Annotated in this window: 6 protein-coding genes and 1 pseudogene; 3 read left to right on the top strand and 4 right to left on the bottom strand. The window is 44.5% G+C overall.

Annotation, left to right across the window (positions count from 1 at the left end):
• Positions 1 to 343: 343 nt before the first annotated feature.
• The 4 genes from IM500_RS16900 to ftsY all read right to left on the bottom strand — a co-directional run bounded on the left by IM500_RS16900 (position 344) and on the right by ftsY (position 4394).
• Positions 344 to 1627, bottom strand: a complete 1284-nt coding sequence (locus IM500_RS16900; protein ID WP_287739084.1) for a DUF3086 domain-containing protein — start codon at positions 1625 to 1627, stop codon at positions 344 to 346.
• A gap of 81 nt (positions 1628 to 1708) precedes the next feature.
• Positions 1709 to 2125: a DUF3119 family protein gene (locus IM500_RS16895; RefSeq protein WP_002761589.1), complete on the bottom strand. Its 417-nt coding sequence runs from the start codon at positions 2123 to 2125 to the stop codon at positions 1709 to 1711.
• A 39-nt stretch (positions 2126 to 2164) separates the two neighbouring features.
• The gene (locus tag IM500_RS16890) at positions 2165 to 2965 is read right to left on the bottom strand and encodes a metal ABC transporter ATP-binding protein (protein WP_190722577.1); all 801 of its coding nucleotides are present in this window, start codon (positions 2963 to 2965) and stop codon (positions 2165 to 2167) included.
• 94 nt (positions 2966 to 3059) lie between these two features.
• Positions 3060 to 4394 carry a signal recognition particle-docking protein FtsY gene (gene ftsY, locus IM500_RS16885; protein ID WP_190722578.1) on the bottom strand — a complete coding sequence of 445 codons (1335 nt, stop codon included), beginning with the start codon at positions 4392 to 4394 and terminating at the stop codon, positions 3060 to 3062.
• 225 nt (positions 4395 to 4619) lie between these two features.
• On the opposite strand from ftsY, the gene IM500_RS16880 reads away from it, so the two are divergent.
• The 3 genes and pseudogenes from IM500_RS16880 to IM500_RS16870 all read left to right on the top strand — a co-directional run.
• Positions 4620 to 5207, top strand: coding sequence for a Uma2 family endonuclease (locus IM500_RS16880; protein ID WP_190722579.1), 588 nt, complete (start codon positions 4620 to 4622; stop codon positions 5205 to 5207).
• A 101-nt stretch (positions 5208 to 5308) separates the two neighbouring features.
• Positions 5309 to 5455, top strand: a complete 147-nt coding sequence (locus IM500_RS16875; protein WP_190722580.1) for a PCP reductase family protein — start codon at positions 5309 to 5311, stop codon at positions 5453 to 5455.
• Positions 5456 to 5535: 80 nt separating this feature from the next.
• Positions 5536 to 5754: pseudogene (locus IM500_RS16870) on the top strand (Uma2 family endonuclease); the annotation flags it as partial.
• Between the last annotated feature and the right edge of the window lie 139 nt (positions 5755 to 5893).

Below are 5893 nucleotides of genomic sequence, written 5' to 3'. Positions count from 1 at the left end.
GAAGCCCAAAATCGCTGAAACCCAGATAGATCAAGGAAAATCATAAATCGAGGTTAACCCTTTGTCCCGTAATGGTTTGAGCCTTTTTTGCTGACCGAAAACGCCTAAGTCCCATTAGGAGTCAGGAGACAGGAGACTCCGAGACAGGAGAGGAAGTCAGAATAACAGAATGACCTGGCGTGCCTGGAAGCGGAACCCTTTGCGTTCGTCTCCGGAAAGTGCAAGGGTTTTGAGTCCCTCGGAGCGATTTCTCAACGTTTGTTTCTGGCACTTTTTTGGCTAAAAAAGTCTCAAAACCGTTTTCTAGTAAGGCTTCCAGTAATTTTCAGCCAACCCTAATTAGTTAATACCAATAACTAGAACTTTGTTGGGGTTCAGGGGCAAAAGCTAACCAGTAGGGGAATTGTAAAAGAGCGAAATTGAGCCGTTCTTCGGTATCATCGATGATAATGAGCGGTGAATACTTATCCTCGATTAAACGTTCCGCTTTTTGAATTAAAGCTTCGGGAGACTCAAAGAGAACGATGCCGCGGTCTGGTCCAAAATCGGCGCGGGAAATGCCGAGACAATCTTGGAGGCCGCGCCGCCATTCGCCTAAACGTTCGGGACTATTAGCCAGAACTAGAGAACGGAAGCGATCGCCCTGTAATTCCGCCATAATCGAGATAATTGCCGAAGCCACCAGAATATTCTGGAGACGGCTGCCCATACCGCGAACAGTACCCCGGCCCCCCTGTTTAAAGAACCACTGTTGCACCCGTTCGGCGTGAATTGGTTCAAAAGTGCGCCGTAATTGCCAAGGGGGACCGTAATAGTCAGGACGACTGCGATAACGGTCTAAAAGAGTTTGGATGCGCTGATTTTGCTCAGAAAAGCCCTGTCTAGGGGGAGATTGTCCCACCGGTTCCGATTCATAACCCGAACGGTTAGAACGACGGGGTTCTTGCCAATTATCCTGGCCTTGGTTACTGGTGCGGGGGGGACGGGGACTTTCTTCCCGATCATCCCGGCCTTGACTGCCACGGGATGGGCGCGGGTTTTCCTCCCGTTCGGTCCGCAGGGGAGGTTCCACGGAGCGGGGGGATTTTTCGGGGGTTTCAAAACGGGGTAATTCCAACTGTTCGGCAGCCGCAGCCAAATCCTGTAAACTGCCCACCAGATAGTCTTTAAATCCCTGAACCCGCACGGCTATGTCCTGGGAGACTCCGGCGAAATTACTCCGCATTTCCTGCCGAATACGCTCACGACGGCGTTCTAACTGTTCGATCGCCAATTCTAAAGCCTGTTTGCGTTGTTCTAGGTCTTTTACGCCTTCCTTGAGCATTCTTTCGATTTGAGCTTTGATATCCCCTAGTTCTTCGGCGATCAAGCGTTCTCTTTCCGCTTTTAATGCCGATATTTCTGCCGCTAGGCTCTGTTTTTGCCGTTCTAGAGCCTCGATTTCTGCCCGTAGAGGTTGCGCCTGCGCTGCGGGAACTAATTCGCCTTCGGGGGCGATTGCCGATGGCAGGGGATTCTCTACCGGGCGATCGTTCCAGAGATCGTCAAAACTAAAGTCTTCGACAGATTCATTGGGTAAGTCTGTCATTTTGTCAAGGGGTAAAACATTAAAATCTTCTGAATTCATCGGCTTTAGAAATGCAGAGCGAACAAAGGGCCAAGGCAGGCAATTAAGACGCTATTAGCTAGATTTTATTTTATCTCAATCTTAGTTCGCTTCTGAGTCGATCGCTGGCGATGCTGCTAAAGGATAGTATTTTTCGAGGCACAGTCTCAGGGTTGCGCTGTCAAAGATAATGGGCAAAAAATGAATGCTGTTAATTTCTTTGAAATAAAATAGGATCGGGACTTTATTCCAGAAAATACGCCAATTTTGCCATTCTTGGTAGGGAAAGGAGCGAATTTGTTGCCCGGACAGATAGACATCTAGGGAAGTGGGGGTAAACTGGAGGCGAATGCGGGTAGTCTGGAACATCAAGAATAGCCCTAACAGGGAGAAAATTATTCCGAGCCAGACCTGTAAAAAGAGTAAAGGCAGCGATAAAATTACCAAAAACAGGGGAATTCGATAGTTAGGAGCCAGTTCGATCGTTCCTGTTACTTCTTGCGGGGAAATAGTTTTCATCGGTGTCCCTATCGGCAGTGAGCCAAAATATCTTCGCTTCTAGTTTATCGCATTGTTTTTCGAGAGGCGATCGAAATAATCGAGACTCGATCGGGGATGATCTAGTGGTGTCATGGCATCGTAGAAGGAGACTTTACCCCCATAGGCGCGCCGGAGATTAAAATCAGTTAAGACCTTAGACCGTTGATCGGCGAGGATCAATTCTTTATTTAAGAGGATTAAATCAGCAAAATAGGTGATAGATTCGCCTAAATCATGGTTAACCACCAGGACAATTTTATTTTCTTGGGCTAACTCACCAAAGATATTAAAAAGGATGCCCTCGGTTTTTTGATCTACCCCAACGAAAGGTTCATCAAAACAGAAAATCTCCGCTTCTTGGGCCAAAGATCTGGCTAAAAAGACTCTTTGCTGTTGTCCCCCCGACAGCTGACCGAGGGGACGATGGCGTAAATCAGCCATTTCCACCCGTTCTAGGGCATTTAAAGCCTGTTGACGACTAATATGGGAAAAAGGACGAAACCAACCGGTTTTTCTGACTCTCCCCATCATTACCACATCCCAAGCGGTGACGGGATAGGTCCAGTCGATTTGAGATCTTTGGGGAACATAAGCGACTTTATCCAGTTGTTCCTGTAGAGATTGCCCTTGATAGTTAACGCTTCCCTGTTGTACGGGAATTAATCCTAGCATGGCTTTGATCAGGGTACTTTTGCCCGCGCCGTTGGGACCGATAATACCGGTTAATCGTCCTGGATGAATTTTCAGGGTGATATCCCGTAGGGCTTCCACGCCGCGATAATATACTCCTAGATGACTAACTGTAATTGTCCTTTGCATAGTTGTTACCCCGAGTCTCCAGTTCTAGCATAGCTAAAAATGAGACAATTATGAAGCAACCATGAAAAGATTATGAAAGATAGGCGGGGTGAGATTAATCGCCACTCAGTAAAGCTTCCACGAATTCGTAACTGGAAAAGGGCCGCAGATCCTCGATTCCTTCCCCAGCACCGACAAAGCGAATCGGTAGGTTAAGCTGACGCGCTACGGCAAGGGCAACACCCCCTTTAGCTGTACCATCGATTTTAGTCAGGATCACGCCGCTTAATTGGGCAGCTTCCGAGAAAACCTCGGCCTGTCGCAGCCCGTTTTGTCCTAAAGTGGCATCGAGAACTAGAAGGGATTCCACCACGGCACTCTCGGCTTTTTTGTCGATAATGCGGCGAATTTTGCTTAATTCTGCCATTAAGTTCTTTTTATTCTGCAATCTTCCCGCCGTATCCACTAAGAGTAATTCTATCTCCCTGGATTTAGCGGCTTCGATACCATCGTACACCACGGCGGCTGGGTCGGTATTTTTGCCCGGGTTGGCAATGACTTCAACTTGCGATCGCTCTCCCCAAACTTTCACCTGTTCCACGGCAGCAGCGCGAAAGGTGTCGGCAGCGGCGATTATACAGCTATAGCCAGATTGTTTAGATAAATGTGCTAATTTGCCGATAGTCGTTGTTTTACCGACTCCGTTAACTCCTGTGAGCATCCAGATATTTAATTTGCCTTTTTCTGGCTCAAAACCGGGGTTGCTATAATTGGCTAAAGGTGCATCTAAAATCTCGCGGATAATTTCTTTGAGATATTCGATCGCTTTTTCGGGGGGCAAAGCTTCCTGTTTTAGCTTATTTTGGAGGGTAGTGATAATATAATCGGTGGCATCTACCCCCACATCGGCCTGAAGCAATAAAGCTTCGATTTCCTCCACCGCGTCTTGATTGAGGGGACCCTGACCGACCACGGCCTTAAGCTGATTGACCAAGCTGCGGCGCGTTTTGCCTAAACCCTGACGCAATTTTTTTAACCAAGTGATTTCTTCTTCCGAAACGTCCTCTGCTTGTCGTCCCTGATTGGCTAAAACTTTGGCGGACCAGATAAAGTCCTCATCTGGTTCTGTAGGGGTTTCGATGGCGGTTTCTTTGAGAATTTCGAGGCGATCGGATTTTTTCAGCCATGCGGGGGTATTATCCTCGGTTTCTTCTTCTTTAACTGGTTCTTGCTCTTGCGGAGGTTCCGTTTCAGCAATGGATGTTTCAGGGGTTTCGCTCACGACGGCCTCGGCCGTGGCTTTTTTCTCTTGAATATTTTTAAAGGCTTTTTTGGCCCAATCTAAATAGTCTTCCTGACTGGTTGCCTCGCTGGGGGTTTCCTCTACGGGTGCAGGGGGTGCTTGTTCTTGTTCGGGTTGGACTTTCTGACGACGGAACCAGTTAAACATAGGAGAAACTAAACATAAAACTATTTATCTAGTTTATTTTAACCCTTGGCGTGAGCAATTTTGATAGTTATATTTTTAATTGTGGATTTCTCAGCATTTTTTGCCAGAGATTAAGCAAAAAATATGATCCGAGTAACTCAATTGATAACCTTGCTCAAGGATAACTTTATCTCTTTTTAGGGAAATGCTGTATCCTAGAAAATAGAATAGGAAGGAGAGTCAAAAATGTTAAGCGCTACTGAAACTAAATATTATACTCCCGAAGAATATCTAGCTCTGGAGGAAACATCCGAAGATAAAAATGAATATCGTCAAGGAGAAATTATCCCAATGGTAGGAGCCACCACTAATCACAATCAGATTTGTCTAAATTTTTGCCGTAATTTTCCCTTAAATATCAATAATCAAGATTATTATACCTATATGGAAACGGTGCGTTTATGGCTGTCAGATTATAGTATTTACACCTATCCCGATGTGATGGTGATTAAAGGTCAACCTCTCTATCAAGGGAATAGTCAATCTAACGTGATCAATCCTTTAATTATTGTCGAAGTTCTCTCTAATTCTACCCAAGCTTATGACCGAGGGGATAAGTTTAAATTCTATCGTTCCTTGCCAACTTTTCAAGAATATATTCTGATCGAACAATCTAGTTATAGTGTGGAACGTTACTATAAACAAAAGGATGATCAATGGTTAATTGATTTCCTTACGGGGGAAAATGCGGTTTTACAATTGGTGTCGGTAGATTGGCAGATTTCTTTTCAAGATTTATATCAAAGAGTAAATTTCGACCTAGCAGAAACCTAAAATTAAGAGAAAGGTGAAAAAGAGTCGCTATCAAGAAACTAATTATCTCAAAATAGCTAATCTTTTTTGGTATAATAGACGGACTACTATATGTTAAATCTATGGAAGCTCTAGATTTTTCTGATCAACTACAATGGACCGCAGAAGCAAAAGCAAAACTGAAAAATATTCCCTATTTTGTTCTTTTCCAAGCGCGTCAGCGGATTACTGAGATATTGAAAATACACTTTTCCGAACAACTCAATTGATAACCTTGCTCAAGGATAACTTTATCTCTTTTTAGGGAAATGCTGTATCCTAGAAAATAGAATAGGAAGGAGAGTCAAAAATGTTAACCACTACCGAAACTAAATATTATACTCCCGAAGAATATCTAGCTCTGGAGGAAACGTCCGAAGATAAAAATGAATATCGTCAAGGAGAAATTATCCCAATGGTAGGAGCTACCACTAATCACAATCAGATTGCTGGAAACTTCTATCGAAGATTTCCTCTGACTATCAATAATCAAGATTATTATACCTACATGGAAACGGTGCGTTTATGGCCTGAGAGGGGGACAAGCGAGCTAGAAGGTAGATAGGGCATGCGATATCGCTCTTTGTCCTTTGATGTAATCCTTCAACCGATAGCGGCTAATTTGCATTAACTCTTCTATATTTTTTTGGAACATTTGATGTAGCTGG

Source organism: Microcystis sp. M179S2, assembly GCF_020245805.1.
GTDB classification, from domain to species: Bacteria; Cyanobacteriota; Cyanobacteriia; order Cyanobacteriales; family Microcystaceae; genus Microcystis; species Microcystis aeruginosa.
This window is presented reverse-complemented; position numbering and strand designations above follow the sequence as displayed.

What these genes read in the sequence shown, in the direction of transcription:
- IM500_RS16880 (WP_190722579.1), top strand. Translation starts at nt 4,620, where the DNA reads ATGTTAAGCGCTACTGAAACTAAATATTATACTCCCGAAGAATATCTA.
- IM500_RS16890 (WP_190722577.1), bottom strand. Translation starts at nt 2,965, where the DNA reads ATGCAAAGGACAATTACAGTTAGTCATCTAGGAGTATATTATCGCGGC.
- IM500_RS16900 (WP_287739084.1), bottom strand. Translation starts at nt 1,627, where the DNA reads ATGAATTCAGAAGATTTTAATGTTTTACCCCTTGACAAAATGACAGAC.
- IM500_RS16895 (WP_002761589.1), bottom strand. Translation starts at nt 2,125, where the DNA reads ATGAAAACTATTTCCCCGCAAGAAGTAACAGGAACGATCGAACTGGCT.
- ftsY (WP_190722578.1), bottom strand. Translation starts at nt 4,394, where the DNA reads ATGTTTAACTGGTTCCGTCGTCAGAAAGTCCAACCCGAACAAGAACAA.
- IM500_RS16875 (WP_190722580.1), top strand. Translation starts at nt 5,309, where the DNA reads ATGGAAGCTCTAGATTTTTCTGATCAACTACAATGGACCGCAGAAGCA.